The following is a 15,735-nucleotide window of genomic DNA, read 5'->3' as shown; positions in this document are numbered from 1 at the left end:
AGTTAGTTACTCAGTAGGTCGCAGACGATGGCCTGCAGTTTACGGGTGAGTGGCCCGACCGACCAGTGTCGCTCTTGCAGCGCCCGTACAGGCCAGATGCCGTAAAGGCTGTTGCAGAGAAAGACTTCATCGGCATCCAGCAGTTCGTCGTAGGACACATCGCGTAACTCGACAGACAGTCCGAGCAACTGCGCTTGCTGCAGGATCTCCGCACGCATCACGCCAGCCACGCCACAGCGCGACAGATCAGCCGTCACCAGCCCGCCGCCGACGACGAGGTACAGGTTGCTGTACACGCCCTCGATGACTCGGCCACTGCTGTCGCGCATCAGGCCTTCGGCGCACTCGGCATCCTGCCATTCGGCGCGCGCCAACACCTGCTCCAGGCGATTGAGGTGCTTGAGCCCGGCCAGCAGTGGTTGCTCAGCCAGGCGCGTCTCGCAGGGAAAAAGACGCACACCCTGCTCGGCGTGCGCGGCAGGGTACTGCGGCAACGCAGCAGATTGCAGGATACGCAGCGGCTGACAGGGTTGCGGTGGCGCGTAGCCACGCTGGCCCTCGCCACGGGTGACGATGAGTTTGGCCACACCCTCGCCCAACTGCCCGGCGAACGCCAGCAGCTCGCGTTCCATGAGAAGCAGATCGAGAGGAATGGACAGACGCCGACAGCCATCGGCCAGGCGCGCCATGTGCCGCGCCAGCAGCGGAATGTGCCCGCCGCGCACGGCGATGGTCTCGAACAGACCATCACCGTAAGCCAGGCCACGGTCGCGAACCGACGACTGCTCGCCGGGCACGCCGTTGACCCAGCTCAGCATCAGCCGTTGAACCGACGGAACAGCAGCGAGCCGTTGGTGCCGCCGAAGCCGAAGGAGTTCGACAGAGCGATCTCGATCGGCAAGGCCTTGGCCTGATGCGCGACGAAGTCCAGATCGCAGCCTTCGTCCGGCTCATCCAGGTTGATGGTCGGCGGCGCAACCTGATCGCGCAGCGCCAGCACGCTGAAGATCGCTTCCACAGCGCCTGCAGCACCCAGCAGGTGACCGGTCATGGACTTGGTCGAGCTGACCGACAGCTTGTAGGCGTGATCGCCGAACACGCTTTTCACCGCGGCAACTTCAGCCTTGTCGCCCGCAGGCGTCGAGGTGCCATGCGCGTTGATGTACTGCACCTGATCGGCATTGATACCCGCATCACGCAGGGCGGCAGCCATGCAGCGCGCTGCACCGGCGCCATCTTCGGGTGGCGAGGTCATGTGGAAGGCATCGCCGCTCATACCGAAACCAATCAGCTCGGCATAGATGGTGGCACCACGCGCCTTGGCGTGTTCCAACTCCTCCAGCACCAGGGCGCCGGAACCATCGGAAAGCACGAAGCCATCACGGCCCTTGTCCCACGGACGGCTGGCCTTGGTCGGCTCGTCGTTACGCGTCGACAGCGCACGCGCGGCACCGAAGCCGCCCATGCCCAGGCCGCAAGCCGCCATCTCGGCACCGCCGGCAACCATCACGTCGGCTTCGCCGTAGGCAATGTTGCGCGCGGCCATACCGATACAATGCGTGCCGGTGGTGCACGCCGTGGCGATGGCATAGTTCGGCCCCTGAAGACCCAGGTGAATCGACAGGAAGCCGGAAATCATGTTGATGATCGAGCCCGGCACGAAGAACGGCGAAATACGCCGCGGTCCCTGCTCGTGCAGCGATTTGCAGTTGTTCTCGATATTGGTCAGGCCGCCGATACCGGAGCCCATGGCCACACCGATCCGCTCACGATTGGCGTCGGTGATATCCAGCCCGGAATCACGCACGGCCTGGAAGCAGGCAGCGAGACCATACTGGATGAACAGGTCGAGCTTGCGCGCCTCTTTGGCGGACAGGTATTCCTCGACATTGAAGCCCTTGAGCGATCCGCCAAAACGGGTGGAGTAGGCGGACAGGTCCATATGCTCGATCGGACCGATGCCACTGCGCCCGGCCAAAATGCCCTGCCAGCTGCTCGGCACATCGTTACCCAGCGGCGACAGCATGCCCATACCGGTAACCACGACGCGTCTACGCGACACAGCAATCTCCTCTTGTTCTACTCAGGCGCCACATGCGCCTTGCACGTAAAGAAAAGCCGCACGCCTGATTAGGGCAGTGCGGCTTTTCTCGGTCAGAAAGCTGACGGTGACTTATTGCGCGTGGGCAGTCACGTAGTCGATAGCTTCCTGAACGGTGGTGATCTTCTCAGCTTGCTCGTCCGGGATCTCGGTCTCGAATTCTTCCTCGAGAGCCATCACCAGCTCAACGGTGTCAAGAGAGTCGGCACCCAGGTCTTCAACGAAGGAAGCGCTGTTGGTTACTTCCTCTTCCTTGACGCCAAGTTGCTCAGCAACGATTTTCTTGACGCGTTCTTCGATGGTGCTCATACCTTGTTTTCACTCCTATTGGACAAATCCAGGCAGCTGGTAGCGGCCAAGTGTATAGAAAGGGTTTTTAGCATTTCAAGCTGAATGCCGGGGAGCCCCCAGGAACACTTCAACGATCTGTCTATAAACCTGTTGCAGCTTTATAACGGATTTTAGACAGCCACTATGACAGTTTTCTGATGGCTCGCGTCACATTCGAGAGCCTCCGATCATTCGAAGGCGCCCTTTTTAGCTCATGTACATACCGCCGTTCACCGGAATAGTAGCGCCAGTGACGTAGCCTGCGCCATCGGAAGCCAGGAATCCGACAACTTTGGCAATCTCTTCAGCCTGGCCCAGACGACCCAGCGGAATCTGAGTCAGCAGCGCTTCACGCTGCGCTTCAGGCAGCTCACGGGTCATATCGGTGTCGATGAAACCCGGAGCGACCGAGTTGACCGTAATACCGCGAGAACCCACTTCACGCGCCAGAGCGCGGCTGAAACCTTCGAGACCGGCCTTGGCAGCCGCATAGTTGGCCTGCCCGGCATTGCCCATGGCACCGACCACGGAACCGATGTTGATGATGCGGCCGAAGCGCGCCTTGGTCATGCCACGCAGCACACCCTTGGACAGGCGATAGAGGCTGTTCAGGTTGGTATCGATGACGTCGAACCACTCGTCGTCTTTCATGCGCAGCATGAGGTTGTCGCGCGTGATACCAGCGTTGTTGACCAGAATCGCCGGAGCACCGAACTGCTCGGCAATAGCACCCAGCACAGCCTCGACGGACTCGGCGCTGGTCACATTCAGTTCCATGCCAGTACCACTGACACCATGCTCTTTCAGCGTGGCAGCAATGCGCTCGGCACCGTATGCCGAAGTAGCAGTACCGATTACGGTAGCCCCCTGACGACCCAATTCCAGGGCGATTGCCTGACCGATGCCACGGCTGGCGCCAGTGACCAGCGCGACCTTACCTTGCAGACTCATGTTCGTTCTCCTTTCTCAAGCCAACGCAGCACGAGCAGCGGCGAAAGCATCGGGGGTATCCAGGTTGTAAGTGTTGATGCCTTTGACGCAGCGCTTGTTCAGGCCGCCCAGCACCTTGCCCGGGCCGCACTCGACCAGCTCGGTAACGCCCTGCTCGGACAAACGCACCATGGACTCGACCCAGCGTACCGGGCTGTATAGCTGCGCCAGCAGGTCGGCTTTCAGCGTGGCCAGATCGGACACCACGGCTGCACTGACGTTCTGTACCAGCGGGATCTGCGGCGCCTGCCAGCTCAGCGCTTCCACCGACTCGGCGAAACGCTCGGCGGCCGGTTTCATCAGTGCGCAATGCGACGGCACGCTGACCGGCAGCGCCATGGCGCGCTTGGCGCCACGGGCCTTGCACGCCTCGATGGCGCGCTCGACGGCAGCAGCGCTACCGGCGATCACCACCTGGCCAGGTGCGTTGAAGTTCACTGCGCTGACCACATCACCCTGCGCAGCTTCGGCGCAGGCAGCCAGTACGTCGGCATCTTCCAGACCGAGGATGGCGGCCATACCGCCCTGCCCGGCAGGAACGGCCTGCTGCATCAACTGACCACGGCGCTCCACCAGCTTCACGGCATCGGCAAAGGCGATGCTGCCAGCGGCGACCAGCGCGGAATATTCACCCAGGCTGTGGCCGGCGACGAACGCCGGCTTGGCGCCTTTTTCGGCCTGCCACAGGCGCCACAGGGCGACGGAGGCAGTGAGAATGGCCGGCTGAGTCTTGTCGGTCTGGTTCAGTTGCTCTTCCGGGCCTTGCTGGGTCAGCGCCCAGAGGTCGTAGCCGAGCGCTTCAGAGGCTTCACCGAAGGTATCGATCACCAGCTTCTGCTGAGCACCGTGGTCGGCAAGCATGGCCAGGGCTTGCGAGCCTTGACCGGGGAAGACGAATGCGAGGGATGCAGACATGAATAAGTCCCTTGAGTCGAAAAACCAACGCCAGGCGAGCCTGGCGCAGCAAACTGACAGTTGGATGACAGGCTACGCGCGGCAGTCACATTCCACTGCAGCTCATACCCTGAAAACGTGACGAGTCTACAGCAACAAGTCTTCGAGGCGACCATGCAGTCGCTGCGGCAAATTTTCCTGCACCTCGCGCAACGCACAACGAATGGCGCTCTGGAAACTCTCCTGCCCCGCCGCACCATGGCTCTTGACCACGATGCCCTGCAGCCCGAGGAAACTCGCACCATTGTGCTTGGCGGGCGCTAGGTCGGCCTTGAGGCGACGCAGCAGCGGCATCGCCAGGGCTCCGATGGCCTGCGCGAACAACCCCTCACTGAACAGCGTCTCGACCCGCCCGGTGATCATCTTGGCCAGACCTTCGCTGGACTTGAGCAGGATATTGCCAACGAAGCCATCGCACACCACGACATCGGCCTCACCGCGGTACATGCCGTCGCCCTCGATGTAGCCAATGAAGTTCAACCCTGGCGCCTGCTGCAGCATATTGGCCGCCAGCTTGACCTGCTGATTGCCCTTGATGTCTTCGGTACCGACATTGAGCAAGGCGATCCGCGGCCGAGGGACGCCCAGCGTCTCGGCAGCCACGGCGCCCATGATGGCGAACTGATAGAGGTGCTCGGCACTGCAATCGACGTTGGCGCCCAGATCCAGCAGGTAGCAATGACCGCGCTCGGTAGGAATCGGGCTGACCATGGCCGGCCGGTCGATACCCGGTAGCGTCTTCAGCACATAACGCGACAGCGCCATCAGTGCGCCGGTGTTGCCCGCGCTGACGCAGGCATGCGCCTGACGCTGACGCACCAATTCCAGTGCCACGCGCATCGAGGCATCCGGCTTGCCGCGCAGGGCCTGAGCTGGACGTTCGTCCATGGCAATCACTTCACTGGCGTGATGAACCTGCAGGCGCGAGCGATCGACGCCAGACTGGCGAGCGAGCTGTTCTTCGATAAGGGGAGCTTGACCGACAAGGGCCAGGTGCAGCGAGGGGAATTCGGCCAGCGCAGAAATGCAGGCCGGAACAATGCAGTGGGGACCGAAGTCCCCACCCATTGCATCAATCGCGATGATCGAGGCGGACAAGGATTACTCGTCAGCGCCCTTATCGATCACTTTGCGACCGCGATACACGCCTTCCGGAGAAACGTGGTGGCGCAAGTGAACTTCACCGGTGCTCTTCTCTACGGACAGGGCGCTGGCCTCGAGGGCGTCGTGCGAACGACGCATGTCGCGGGCGGAACGGGATTTTTTGTTCTGCTGAACAGCCATAACTCATTAACTCCTAAACGTTTGGGTCACGCTTTAACTGCGCCAATACACTGAACGGGTTGGACCGCGATACCTCGTCCTCGCCTGGCTCGGGCTCATCGAGACCGTCCGGCTGCTGGCAATCACCTGGGGCATGAGCAGGAACGATTGGCAGGGCGAGAAGTAACTCTTCCTCGACCAGACCAAGAAGCTCCAGCGGCTCTTCGCCCACTTCCAGTATGTCGTAGCCCTTGGGCAAGGACTGAGTGTTCGCTCCAACCCGAACCACGGCGTATTCACATTCGCTGCGGATGGGTAGCGCGACCAGCTCCAGACAACGCTGGCAGACCATTTTGACCTCAACCTCGAGCTCACTGCGGATAACCACAGTTTTCTGCTCGTCACGGGCGAAATGAAATTTCGCCTGCACCGTACCAGCCGTATCGGCAAGCGGGTCGCAGAGACGCGGCAGGCTGGCCAGTTCGAGCAGCCCTTCAAGGGTAGCTTCGCGGTCGGCGAGCTTGCGCGGATCAACGTGAGGTGGAATCGGCCCATTCAACATAGGCGCAGCATTCTAGGGATGCACCCTGTCCATGTCAAAGGAAATTCGGCCTGTTTTCGAGGCGCGGCGGTCAGTAGAATTTCCCACCCACGCTTATAAAGGAAGAGAACATGCCCGCACTGCTGCTCGCCTCCAGCTCCCCCTATCGCCGCGAGCTGCTCGAACGCCTGCAACTACCCTTTACCTGGCAGTCACCGAGCATCGATGAAAGCCGCCGCGAGGGCGAAGCCGCCATCGACCTGGTCAGACGCCTGGCTGAAGAAAAGGCCCGCGCGCTCGCCGCCAACAACCCAGACCACCTGATCATCGGCTCGGACCAGGTCGCCGCACTCAGCGACGGACAGATACTCGGCAAACCCCACGATCTGCCGAGAGCCCAGCAACAGTTGCGCGCCGCCAGCGGCAGCAGCGTCACCTTTCTGACCGGACTGGCACTGCTCAATTCGAGCACCGGCAAATGCCAGGTCGAATGCGCACCCTTCACCGTGCATTTTCGCCCACTGAGCGACGAGCAGATCCTGCGCTACCTGCAACGCGAGCAGCCATTCGATTGCGCCGGCAGCTTCAAGTCCGAAGGTCTGGGCATCAGCCTGTTTCGCAGCACCGAGGGCGAAGACGCCACCAGCCTGGTCGGCCTGCCCCTCATTCGACTGGTGGACATGCTGATCAACGAAGAAATAGAAGTGCCGTAGGGCGGGTGCAACCCGCCAATCTCGGTCGGCGGATTGCACCCGCCCTACGGGGCACGCCCTAACGCAGCGTCGGCCCCTGAAAGCCCATCCACAGCGCAATGCGATCCGCCACACTGGTACCCAGGCGCTTGGCGAAGCGATCGAATGGCGTATCACGCTGAGTGAAGTCGACCATCTCTTTCTGGCCAATTACCTCACGCGCCACATAACTGGCACTACCCAGCGCGTCGACCAAGCCCAACTGCAGTGCCTGCTCGCCGGACCAGACCAACCCCGAGAACAATTCGGGATGCTCGTCAGCCTTGAGGCGATCACCACGCCCCTGCTTCACGCTGTCGATGAACTGACGATGAGTGGTGTCCAGCACGGTTTTCCAGAAGCGAGTTTCCTCTTCCTTCTGCGGCTGGAACGGATCGAGAAACGCCTTGTGCTCACCCGAGGTGTAAACGCGACGCTCGACACCAAGCTTTTCCATGGTTTCAACAAAGCCGAAACTGGCCGCCGTAACACCGATGGAGCCAACCAGACTGGCCTTGTCGGCATAGATCTCATCGGCCGCACTGGCGATGTAATAGGCACCGGATGCACCCAGATCACTGATCACGGCGTAGACCTTGGTCTGCGGATACTCGCCACGCAAGCGCCGAATCTCGTCATAGATGTAGCCGGACTGCACCGGGCTGCCGCCCGGGCTATTGATGCGCAGGATCACGCCCTTGGTATTGGTATCTTCGAAGGCGGCACGCAGACTGCCCACCACCTTGTCGGCACCGGCCTCTTCACGATCAGCGATCATGCCGCGAATTTCGATCAGCGCCGTATGCGCCTCGGTGGTCGAGGCTTTTTTCAGATCGAGCACTGGCAATACCAGCGCCAACGCACCGAACAGGTAGATAAAGGTCAGCAGCTTGAAAAAAATACCCCAGCGACGCGAACGACGCTGCTCCTGAACACTGGACAGCAGCGCCTTTTCCAGCAACTTCCAGCTCTTGGCATCCTCGCCTGACGAAGACGATGACTTCCACTCATCCGACATATTCACTCACCTCTGCTGAACGCTGCGCACGACCGACTTCCAGCCACGCACGCAGCTCATTGAATTCGTTGATAGCCAAACGCGGCGAGCACTCGCGCAACACCGACAGCGGCTGCGCACCGAAACCCACCGCCACGGCATCCATCCCGGCATTGCGCGCCATCAGCAGGTCAAAGGTCGAATCCCCAACCATCAGCGCCTGCTCGGGTTGCACCCGGCAATGCGTGAGAATCTCGTGCAGCATCAGCGGGTCGGGCTTGCTTGCCGTCTCGTCAGCGCAACGGGTGATATCGAAGTAATCCAGCCAACCCTTGTCAGCCAGCACCCTATGCAACCCCCTGCGCCCCTTGCCGGTCGCCACAGCCAGTTGATACCCCTGATCACGAAAGACTTCGAGCGACTCGCGCACACCCTCGAACAAAGGTGACGGCTCGGTCTCCAGCGCCAGATACTGCTCACTATAGGCGCGCCGGATGGTTTCGATTCGCAGCGGCTCATCGAGTTCCGGGTACAGCGTGCGAATCGCCACCCCCAGTTCCAGCCCAATGATCCCGCGCACTGCGACATCGGTGCAGCGCGGCACGCCCGCCACATCGGCCGCGCGATGCATGGCCTCGACGATACGGCCGATGGAATCCACCAGCGTGCCATCCCAATCGAAGATCAGCAGCTGATAATCAGGCACTCAGGCGCTCCAGGGTCTTGGCCCACATCTCGTCCACCGGCGCCTCGAGCTTCAGCACGCCACCATCAGGCAGCGGCACGTGCAACTCATAGGCATGGAGGAACAGGCGCTTGCCGCCCAGCTCGCGAATCTCGCGGGAGAAGTCGTCGTCGCCGTATTTGCTGTCACCGGCAATACCATGGCCTGCATATTGCGCGTGCACACGAATCTGGTGGGTACGACCCGTGATCGGCCTGGCTTCGACCAGCGTGGCGAACTCGCCAAAACGGCGCAGCACACGAAATACCGTGAGCGCCTCCTTGCCCTCGGGATTCACCTCGACCATACGCTCGCCGGAACGCAGGTTGCTTTTCAGCAGCGGCGCGGCGATCTGCTTCTTGGCAGTCGCCCAGTGACCACGCACCAACGCCATATAGCGCTTGTCCACGCCGTCGCCGCGCAGCGCTTCGTGCAGGTGGCGCAGCATGCTGCGCTTCTTGGCGATCATCAGCAGGCCTGACGTATCGCGATCGAGACGATGCACCAGCTCCAGATCCTTGGCATCAGGACGCAACTGGCGAAACGCCTCGATCACGCCGTAATTCAAACCGCTGCCACCATGCACGGCGATACCGGCCGGCTTGTTCAGCACGATCAGCGCCTTGTCCTCATAAACGATGGCGGCTTCGAGCCGCTGCAACAGCCCCTGCGCCAGCGGCTCGGGCTCATCGCGCTCGGCCAGACGCAGTGGCGGCACACGCACGACATCGCCAGCCTGGAGTTTGTATTCGGGCTTGATCCGACCCTTGTTAACCCGCACCTCACCCTTGCGCAAGATGCGGTAAATCAGGGTCTTGGGCACGCCCTTGAGCTGTGTCCTGAGGAAGTTGTCGATGCGTTGGCCGGCGAGTTCCGGTGCAACCTCGATCAGCTGAACGCCGGAGGTTGGAGAGGCAGGAGTAGTCATCGCGTAATCATAACAATTTTTTATGGAATTGAAGCACTTAATCATTGCTGCTATAGTCGCGAACGCCGCCAAAAGCGGCCTGGCTTGTGGATGAATGCCAAACTTGCCATCCCCTGCCCGCGCAAACCTTTTGGGACGTGAGGCCGTCCGACGGATTCTTCAGCTTAGAAAAGCCGCAAAAGGCCACGAAGACTTCGGAAATAAAGCCTTGAGTATGATGCGCGATTCGCCCGCCGGGCGGTCGCGATAAATGACAACCGCTGCGGAATCCGCGCGCGGCACCCGATTTTCAGCGATACGTGTAGGGTGGAGATGTACAACTGTCGGACTGCGTAGCACACCGCTTGATCAAAGACGCCTCATCTCGTCCGCTACCGCCAGTTGATTCCTCTTCCTGACTGAGTGCTTTCTGTCACCACAGCAAGCAGGAGACGTCCGTCGCGACCGCAGCCCGGTATTGGCTGACCGTCGCTCGACAGTGGAACGATTTACGACCGTTTCTGACGCGCCTGACACCGACCCTGAGAGTCGTGTGTGCCTAACGTGGCTTCCGCTAGCCCGGAACCCATTGGTACCACATGAAAAGAATGCTAATTAACGCAACTCAGCCCGAAGAGTTGCGTGTCGCCCTGGTAGATGGCCAAAAACTCTACGATCTGGACATCGAGTCCGGCGCCCGCGAACAGAAAAAGGCCAACATCTACAAAGGCCGCATCACCCGCGTTGAACCCAGCCTCGAAGCCGCTTTCGTCGACTTCGGCTCCGAACGCCACGGTTTCCTCCCCCTCAAAGAAATCTCCCGCGAATACTTCTCCAAGTCTCCTGAAGGCGGCCGCATCAACATCAAGGACGTGCTCAAGGAAGGCCAGGAAGTCATCGTCCAGGTCGATAAGGAAGAACGCGGCAACAAGGGCGCAGCCCTGACCACCTTCATCAGCCTGGCCGGTCGTTACCTGGTGCTGATGCCGAACAACCCACGTGCCGGCGGCATCTCCCGCCGCATCGAAGGCGAAGAGCGCAACGAACTGCGCGAAGCGCTGAACGGCCTCAACGCCCCGGCCGACATGGGCCTGATCGTGCGCACTGCCGGCCTGGGTCGTTCCAGCGAAGAAATGCAGTGGGACCTCGATTACCTGCTGCAACTGTGGAGCGCCATCAAGGAAGCCTCCACCAGCCGCCCTGCCCCGTTCCTGATCTATCAGGAATCCAACGTTATCATCCGCGCCATCCGCGACTACCTACGCCAGGACATCGGCGAAGTGCTGATCGATAGCGTCGAAGCCCAGGAAGAAGCCCTGAGTTTCATCCAGCAGGTGATGCCGCAGTACGCCAGCAAGATCAAGCTGTACGAAGACAGCGTGCCGCTGTTCAACCGCTTCCAGATCGAAAGCCAGATCGAAACCGCCTTCCAGCGTGAAGTGAAGCTGCCGTCCGGCGGCTCCATTGTCATCGACCCGACCGAAGCCCTGGTATCCATCGACATCAACTCGGCGCGCGCCACCAAGGGCAGCGACATCGAGGAAACCGCGCTGCAGACCAACCTGGAAGCGGCTGAGGAAATCGCCCGCCAGCTGCGCCTGCGTGACATCGGCGGCCTGATCGTCATCGACTTCATCGACATGACCCCGGCCAAGAACCAGCGCGCCGTCGAAGAGAAGGTGCGTGAAGCTCTGGAAGCCGACCGCGCCCGCGTACAGGTCGGCCGCATCTCGCGCTTCGGCCTGCTGGAGATGTCCCGTCAGCGTCTGCGTCCGTCCCTGGGTGAAACCAGCGGCATCGTCTGCCCACGTTGCAACGGCCAAGGCATCATCCGCGACGTCGAATCCCTGTCGCTGGCCATCCTGCGCCTGATCGAAGAAGAAGCGCTGAAGGATCGCACCGCCGAGGTCCGCGCTCAGGTACCGATCCCGGTCGCCGCCTTCCTGCTCAACGAGAAGCGCAACTCGATCACCAAAATCGAACTGCGCACCCGTGCGCGCATCGTGATCCTGCCGAACGATCACCTGGAAACCCCGCATTTCGAAGTGCAGCGCCTGCGTGACGACAGCCCGGAAGCCCTGAGCGGCCAGAGCAGCTACGAAATCGCTGCCACCGCAGAACACGAAGAAGCGGCCGCGCATCCGAGTGCCGCCACGCGCACCCTGGTTCGCCAGGAAGCCGCGATCAAGGCCGCACCGCGTAGCAGCGCTCCGGTCGCTGCCGAGCCACAACCGGCTCCGCTGGCACCGAGCAAGGCACCCGAGCCAAGCCTGTTCAAAGGCCTGGTGAAGTCGCTGGTCAGCCTGTTCGCCGGCAAGGAAGAAGAAGCCAAGCCCGCAGTCGTCGAGAAGAAAAGCAACGAGCGTCCGCCGCGTGAAGAACGCCGCAACGGTCGCCAACAGAGCCGCAATCGCGGTGGTCGTCGCGACGAAGAGCGCAAGCCGCGCGAAGAACGTGCACCGCGTGAAGAGCGCCAGGCACGCGAGCCGCGCGAAGAGCGTCAGCCCCGCGAAGAGCGTGCTCCACGCGAAGAACGCGCCCCACGCGAGCCGCGTGAAGGCCAGGAAAACCGCCGCGAGCGCAAGCCGCGCGAAGAGCGCGCTCCGCGTGAAGAGCGCGTACGTGAACTGCGCGAGCCACTGGACGCCGCCAGCAATGAGCAACGTGAAGAACGCGCCGAGCGCCAACCACGTGGCGAGCGCCAGGAACGTCAGCGTCCGCCGCGCGAAGAGCGTCAGCCGCGTGCCGAGCAGGCCGAGGCTCTGCAGGATGAAGCCCTGCCAAACGAAGAACAGCTGCAGGATGACGAGCAGGACAACAACGATGGCGAACGTCCGCGTCGCCGCTCTCGTGGCCAGCGTCGCCGCAGCAACCGTCGCGAGCGTCAGCGTGATGCCGACGGCAACCTGATCGAAAGCGCCGAGAACAGCGAAGCCGCAGGTAACGAAGCTCAAGCCGCCGTTCCAGCTGCCGTAGCCACTGCCACCGCCGTGGTTGCAGAAAGCGTCGATAGCAGCGAAGCCGTTGCCAGCGAAGCTCCGGTCAACCCAGCACCGGCCGTCGAAGCACCGGCTGCTCAGGTTGAAGAAGCCCCTGCTGCTCAACCGGTCGAGGCGCAAGTCGAAGCTACCGTGACTGAAGCGGTCGAAGCTCCGGTCGCGGAGAAGGCAACTGAAGCAGAGCCGACCGCAGCCGAAGCCCCTGTCGTCGTGGAAGCTCCTGCTGCCGAGCCGGCCGCTCAAGCTGAGCCGGTTGCCGAAGTCGCCCAGGAGCCTGCTCCGGTAGCGGTCGAACAAGCGCCTGCTGCCGCCGCGGTTCCGGCCAATGCCACTGGCCGCGCGCCGAACGACCCGCGCGAAGTGCGTCGCCGTCAGCGTGAAGCTGAGCGCCTGGCGCGCGAAGCTGCACAGGCCGCGACTGCCGCTCCGGTTGTAGAGGCTGCGCCAGCAGTCGAAGTTGCTCCGGTCACTGAAGCAAGCGCCCCGGTAGAAGCCGAAGCCACTGCAGTCGAAACCGCTCCTGCGGTCGAGCCAGTCGCCGAAGCCGAAACCACTCCTGTCGTCAGCGAGCAAAACGCGAGCGAAGCGGTAGAGCAAGCGCAGCCGGAAGAACAGACGCCAGCCGACGTGCAAGAGGTCAAGCCCCAGGCTTGATCCTCCCGCGGTCACTAAAAAGGGGATGCCTAGGCATCCCCTTTTTCATTTCCGTGTCTGGCGCTGCAGAAGCGTAGCCTGGATGCAATCCGGGAGTGGCAAGCAGGAACAGATCAGAGCACGTTAGGCTCGATCTCCAACTCAACACCGAAGCGCTCGAATACATCAGCCTGCATACGCTGCGCCAACTGCAGCAATTGTGCACCCGTGGCGTTGCCGTAGTTGACCAGCACCAGCGCCTGCAAACGATGCACACCCACATCGCCCTCGCGAAAGCCCTTCCACCCTGCCCGCTCAATCAACCAGCCAGCCGCCAGCTTGGCCAGGCCAGCACCAGCCGGATAGCTGACCAGGTCAGCATGTTCGGCGCGAATGCGTTCGGCCAGCTCGAATGGCACTACCGGATTCTTGAAGAAGCTGCCGGCGTTACCCAGCTCGCCGGGATCTGGCAGCTTTTCGCTGCGAATGGCGCAGATAGCCCGGCTGACATCGCTGGCAGTCGGCGCTTCTACGCCCATCTCTACCAGGCGCTGACGTACCGGACCGTAATCCAGACGCAGCGAAGCCAGCCGACTCAAACGAAAGCGCACGCGCAGAATCAGCCAACGCCCGGCTTCGCGCTTGAACAGGCTGTCGCGATAGGCGAAAGCGCATTCTTCGAGGGCAAAGTCGCGTAGTTCTCCGGTCTGTCGATCCAGCGCGGTCAGGCCTTCGAACAGATCCTTGATCTCCACGCCGTAGGCACCGATGTTCTGCATCGGCGCGGCGCCGACGGTGCCGGGAATCAGACTGAGGTTTTCCAGGCCATTGAGGCCTTGCGCCAGGCTCCATTGCACGAAGGGATGCCAGGGTTCGCCAGCTTCGGCCTCCACCAGCACCTGCTCGCCGTCGTCCTCCAGAATGCGAATACCACGGCTGCCCATGCGCAGCACCAGCGCCTCGACATCGCGAGTCAGCAGCAGGTTGCTGCCACCGCCGATCACCAGCAGCGGCAAGCCGTGCTGTTGCGCCAAGCCTAACGCCTCGCGCACTTCGTCGTCGTGACGGGCTTCGGCGAATAGCCGGGCACGCACGTCAACGCCAAAGCTGTTGAAGGCCTTGAGCGACACGTCGCTCTGCAGATTCAGGCTCACAGGCGCCCCTTGATCTCGATTAACAGCGCATCACTGGCCTGCTCGATCAGGTCCAGCACCTGCTCGAAGCCATCTTCGCCGCCGTAGTAAGGGTCCGGTACCTCGTCCAATGCCAGCTGATAACGGCGCAGATAGAGATCAAGATCAGCACCGGCATTGGCAGGACGCAGCGCCTTGAGGTTGCGCAAATTGCTCTGATCCATGGCCAGGATCAGGTCAAAGCGCTGAAAATCGGCGGCCTCGACCTGGCGCGCACGCTGTGCAGACAAATCATAGCCACGGCGCAGCGCGGCTTGGCGCGTACGACTGTCAGGCGCCTTGCCTACATGCCAGTCGCCAGTGCCAGCGGAATCCACCTGCACCCGATCTTCCAGGCCAGCTGCGCGCAGCTTGTGGCGAAACACGCCTTCTGCCGTCGGTGAACGGCAGATGTTGCCCAGGCAGACGAACAGAACCTTCATCAGGCCCCCAGCAGGTGGCGTACCCGCTCCAGGTCTTCGGCGGTATCCACGCCAGCAGCCGGCGCTTCGAGCGCATCGGCGACGTGGATGCGCACGCCGTTGTACAACGCGCGCAGCTGTTCCAGGCACTCGGTGTCTTCCAGCCAGCATGGGCCCCAGGCGACGAAGTCATGCAGGAAGCCGGCGCGGTAGGCGTAGATACCAATGTGGCGACGGTATGGCACACCTTGCGGCAGCGCATCGCGGCTCTTGGCGAAGGTGTCACGTGCCCAGGCCAGTGGCGCACGGCTGAAGGTCAGGGCCAGGCCGGTCTTGTCGGCGACCACCTTGACCACGTTGGGATTGAACAGCGCGGTGACGTCCTCGATGGGCTCGGCCAAGGTGGCGATACCAGCCTGCGGATTGGCCGCCAGATTAGCCGCCACCTGATTGATGATTACAGGCGGAATCAGCGGTTCGTCGCCCTGCACGTTGACCACGATGGCATCGGCCGGCAGGCCGAGCTGGGTAGCCACTTCGGCCAGGCGGTCGGTGCCGGAGTTGTGATCCTCGCGGGTCAGCAGCACCTCGGCGCCGAAGGCCTGGCAGGCTTCGACGATTCGCGCATCGTCGGTGGCGATGACCACACGCTGGGCCGAACTCTTCTTCGCCTGCTCCCAGACGTGCTGCACCATGGGCTTGCCGGCGATGTCCTGAAGCGGCTTGCCGGGCAGGCGGGTGGAGGCGTAACGAGCAGGAATGACGACGGTGAAGGCTGCGTTCATTTACTTGTCCAGACGCTCATCGGTATTCAGGGTACGCGCTTCGCTTTCCAGCATCACCGGAATGCCGTCGCGGATCGGGTAGGCCACGCCAGCGCCCTTGCTGATCAGTTCGGTCTTGTCTTCGGAAAGCTGCAGCGGGCCTTTGCAGATCGGGCAAGCGAGAATATCGAGCAGTTTGAGGTCCAT

17 protein-coding genes are annotated in these 15,735 nt (G+C 61.9%); 2 read left to right on the top strand and 15 right to left on the bottom strand.

Going from position 1 to position 15,735, the window contains the following annotated elements; genetic code table 11:
- Positions 1-2 precede the first annotated feature (2 nt).
- The 8 genes from pabC to ACNFCJ_RS10265 all read right to left on the bottom strand — a co-directional run bounded on the left by pabC (position 3) and on the right by ACNFCJ_RS10265 (position 6,200).
- Positions 3-818, bottom strand: coding sequence for an aminodeoxychorismate lyase (gene pabC / locus ACNFCJ_RS10300; protein WP_416771172.1), 816 nt, complete (start codon positions 816-818; stop codon positions 3-5).
- Positions 818-2,062 carry a beta-ketoacyl-ACP synthase II gene (gene fabF, locus ACNFCJ_RS10295; RefSeq protein WP_416771170.1) on the bottom strand — a complete coding sequence of 415 codons (1,245 nt, stop codon included), beginning with the start codon at positions 2,060-2,062 and terminating at the stop codon, positions 818-820. Before fabF ends, pabC begins: the two co-directional genes overlap by 1 nt.
- A gap of 111 nt (positions 2,063-2,173) precedes the next feature.
- Positions 2,174-2,410 carry an acyl carrier protein gene (gene acpP, locus ACNFCJ_RS10290; RefSeq protein ID WP_003245177.1) on the bottom strand — a complete coding sequence of 79 codons (237 nt, stop codon included), beginning with the start codon at positions 2,408-2,410 and terminating at the stop codon, positions 2,174-2,176.
- 228 nt (positions 2,411-2,638) lie between these two features.
- Positions 2,639-3,382 (bottom strand): 3-oxoacyl-ACP reductase FabG, encoded by a 744-nt coding sequence (fabG, locus tag ACNFCJ_RS10285; protein ID WP_416771168.1) that lies wholly within the window; start codon positions 3,380-3,382, stop codon positions 2,639-2,641.
- Positions 3,383-3,397: 15 nt separating this feature from the next.
- Positions 3,398-4,336 carry an ACP S-malonyltransferase gene (gene fabD / locus ACNFCJ_RS10280; RefSeq protein ID WP_416771166.1) on the bottom strand — a complete coding sequence of 313 codons (939 nt, stop codon included), beginning with the start codon at positions 4,334-4,336 and terminating at the stop codon, positions 3,398-3,400.
- Positions 4,337-4,462: 126 nt separating this feature from the next.
- Complete coding sequence (gene plsX / locus ACNFCJ_RS10275; RefSeq protein WP_099526414.1) at positions 4,463-5,473, bottom strand: phosphate acyltransferase PlsX; 1,011 nt, start codon at positions 5,471-5,473, stop codon at positions 4,463-4,465.
- A 3-nt stretch (positions 5,474-5,476) separates the two neighbouring features.
- Entirely contained in the window at positions 5,477-5,659 is a 183-nt protein-coding gene (rpmF, locus tag ACNFCJ_RS10270) for a 50S ribosomal protein L32 (protein WP_037048542.1), read from the bottom strand.
- A gap of 13 nt (positions 5,660-5,672) precedes the next feature.
- The gene (locus ACNFCJ_RS10265; RefSeq protein WP_416771163.1) at positions 5,673-6,200 is read right to left on the bottom strand and encodes a YceD family protein; all 528 of its coding nucleotides are present in this window, start codon (positions 6,198-6,200) and stop codon (positions 5,673-5,675) included.
- A 110-nt stretch (positions 6,201-6,310) separates the two neighbouring features.
- Between ACNFCJ_RS10265 and ACNFCJ_RS10260 the strand changes: the two genes are divergently transcribed.
- Positions 6,311-6,892 carry a Maf family protein gene (locus ACNFCJ_RS10260; protein ID WP_416771161.1) on the top strand — a complete coding sequence of 194 codons (582 nt, stop codon included), beginning with the start codon at positions 6,311-6,313 and terminating at the stop codon, positions 6,890-6,892.
- A gap of 58 nt (positions 6,893-6,950) precedes the next feature.
- On the opposite strand, the gene sppA is transcribed toward ACNFCJ_RS10260, so the two are convergent.
- Genes sppA through rluC form a run of 3 tightly spaced genes read right to left on the bottom strand, consistent with a single transcriptional unit; the run spans position 6,951 to position 9,559 of the window.
- A complete protein-coding gene (gene sppA, locus ACNFCJ_RS10255) occupies positions 6,951-7,928 on the bottom strand; it encodes a signal peptide peptidase SppA (protein WP_416771159.1) in 978 nt (325 codons plus the stop codon).
- Positions 7,918-8,613, bottom strand: coding sequence for an HAD-IA family hydrolase (locus ACNFCJ_RS10250; protein WP_416771158.1), 696 nt, complete (start codon positions 8,611-8,613; stop codon positions 7,918-7,920). Before ACNFCJ_RS10250 ends, sppA begins: the two co-directional genes overlap by 11 nt.
- Positions 8,606-9,559, bottom strand: a complete 954-nt coding sequence (gene rluC / locus ACNFCJ_RS10245; RefSeq protein ID WP_017677613.1) for a 23S rRNA pseudouridine(955/2504/2580) synthase RluC — start codon at positions 9,557-9,559, stop codon at positions 8,606-8,608. Before rluC ends, ACNFCJ_RS10250 begins: the two co-directional genes overlap by 8 nt.
- Before the next feature lie 578 nt (positions 9,560-10,137).
- Here rluC and rne point away from each other — a divergent pair.
- The gene (gene rne / locus ACNFCJ_RS10240; protein ID WP_416771157.1) at positions 10,138-13,191 is read left to right on the top strand and encodes a ribonuclease E; all 3,054 of its coding nucleotides are present in this window, start codon (positions 10,138-10,140) and stop codon (positions 13,189-13,191) included.
- A gap of 113 nt (positions 13,192-13,304) precedes the next feature.
- On the opposite strand, the gene murB is transcribed toward rne, so the two are convergent.
- The 4 genes from murB to ACNFCJ_RS10220 are packed head-to-tail and all read right to left on the bottom strand — an operon-like array spanning position 13,305 to position 15,735.
- Complete coding sequence (gene murB / locus ACNFCJ_RS10235) at positions 13,305-14,324, bottom strand: UDP-N-acetylmuramate dehydrogenase (RefSeq protein ID WP_416771156.1); 1,020 nt, start codon at positions 14,322-14,324, stop codon at positions 13,305-13,307.
- The gene (locus ACNFCJ_RS10230) at positions 14,321-14,785 is read right to left on the bottom strand and encodes a low molecular weight protein-tyrosine-phosphatase (RefSeq protein WP_106734887.1); all 465 of its coding nucleotides are present in this window, start codon (positions 14,783-14,785) and stop codon (positions 14,321-14,323) included. Before ACNFCJ_RS10230 ends, murB begins: the two co-directional genes overlap by 4 nt.
- Complete coding sequence (kdsB, locus tag ACNFCJ_RS10225) at positions 14,785-15,549, bottom strand: 3-deoxy-manno-octulosonate cytidylyltransferase (RefSeq protein WP_416771153.1); 765 nt, start codon at positions 15,547-15,549, stop codon at positions 14,785-14,787. Before kdsB ends, ACNFCJ_RS10230 begins: the two co-directional genes overlap by 1 nt.
- A complete protein-coding gene (locus tag ACNFCJ_RS10220; protein ID WP_013714804.1) occupies positions 15,550-15,735 on the bottom strand; it encodes a Trm112 family protein in 186 nt (61 codons plus the stop codon).

Origin of the sequence: Pseudomonas sp. NY15364, assembly GCF_048068235.1 — a bacterium.
GTDB lineage: Bacteria > Pseudomonadota > Gammaproteobacteria > Pseudomonadales > Pseudomonadaceae > Aquipseudomonas > Aquipseudomonas mendocina_D.
Note: the sequence above shows the minus strand (reverse complement) of the source record. Positions and strands in the feature narration are given on the sequence as shown.